The 1,059-nt window shown below is 63.7% G+C and carries 1 protein-coding gene and 1 pseudogene; one reads left to right on the top strand and one right to left on the bottom strand.

The window, feature by feature from the left end; all coding sequences use genetic code 11:
- A partial coding sequence (gene repC / locus ACT53T_RS11890; protein WP_476161352.1) for a plasmid replication protein RepC occupies positions 1-855 on the top strand: 855 nt, incomplete at its 5' end.
- A gap of 42 nt (positions 856-897) precedes the next feature.
- On the opposite strand, the pseudogene ACT53T_RS11885 reads toward repC, so the two are convergent.
- Positions 898-1,059 (bottom strand): annotated as a pseudogene (locus ACT53T_RS11885) (recombinase family protein); the annotation flags it as partial.

The raw sequence follows: 1,059 nt of genomic DNA, 5'->3' as shown, positions 1-1,059 counted from the left end.
CTCGTCGCGCGCTCGAGCGAAATCGAGAACCTCGCCGAGGAGGTGCGGGCCGAGAACCGCGCGATCGCGCTGCTGCGCGAGAAGATCACGCTCACCCGCCGCGACATCGTCAAAATGATCGAGACCGCGTTGGAGGAGGGGGTCTCGGGGGACTGGGACGACGCGCATCAGCGCTATGCGACGCTCTCGGGGCGCTATGGGCGTGGGCTTTCCCGCGCCGATCTGAAGGCATTGGCCGGCGACTTGGCCGAGTTGGCGGCCGAAATCCACAAGTCGCTGGAAACGCATATAAAAGCTCAAAATATGAGCGGCAATGAGTCTCAAACTGAGCGCCACATACAGAATCAAACCACAAACTTTCCTGATCTTGAACCTAGCCTTCACGAAGGCAGGGCGCGGCCCTCCCAGCCAAATCTCGAAGAGCCTGGGGGAGCGATCGATCGCGCCCCAGAAACATCCCCAGATCGTCGTCGAACCGTCGATCCCAAGCCGACTCTTCGCGCCTATCCGCTCGGAATGGTGCTGGAGGCCTGTCCAGACATCGCCGATTACGGCCCGAGTGGCGAGATTTCATCGTGGCGAGACTTGGCGGCGGCCGCAGCGACAGTGCGCTCGGCGCTCGGCGTTTCGCCAGACGCCTGGTCACAGGCCCTGGATATCTTGGGCGAGCATGACGCCTCCATCGTCATCGCCGCGATCTTGCAACGCGGCGATGAGGTCAAGAGCGCCGGCGGCTATCTGCGCGTCCTGACCGAAAAGGCGAGGGCAGGGGAGTTCTCGCTCGGGCCCGTGTTGATGGCGCTGTTGCGCGGCAAGGCCGCGAAGGCGGCGCGCGAACGAAAGAAAACGGGGTGACGCGGGGATGAATTATCGGACGAGTCTCGTCCTTCCGCTCGCTCACAGCGTTTCGGCGTCGAGCAATCGGAGCTTTTCGGCGCGGTCGAGCAGGCTTTTGACGGAGGAGGGCGCCCAGCGCGTTCCTCCGCGCGGCGTGCGCTCATACATGGCCTCGAGCTGCGCGCCGATTTGCGCGAGCGTCAGATCGGGATTGGCCCGCTT

The sequence above is a fragment of the Methylosinus sp. DMC45 genome, assembly GCF_056313885.1.
The sequence above is the reverse complement of the archived record's forward strand: the minus strand, read 5'-3'. Positions and strand labels throughout refer to the sequence as shown.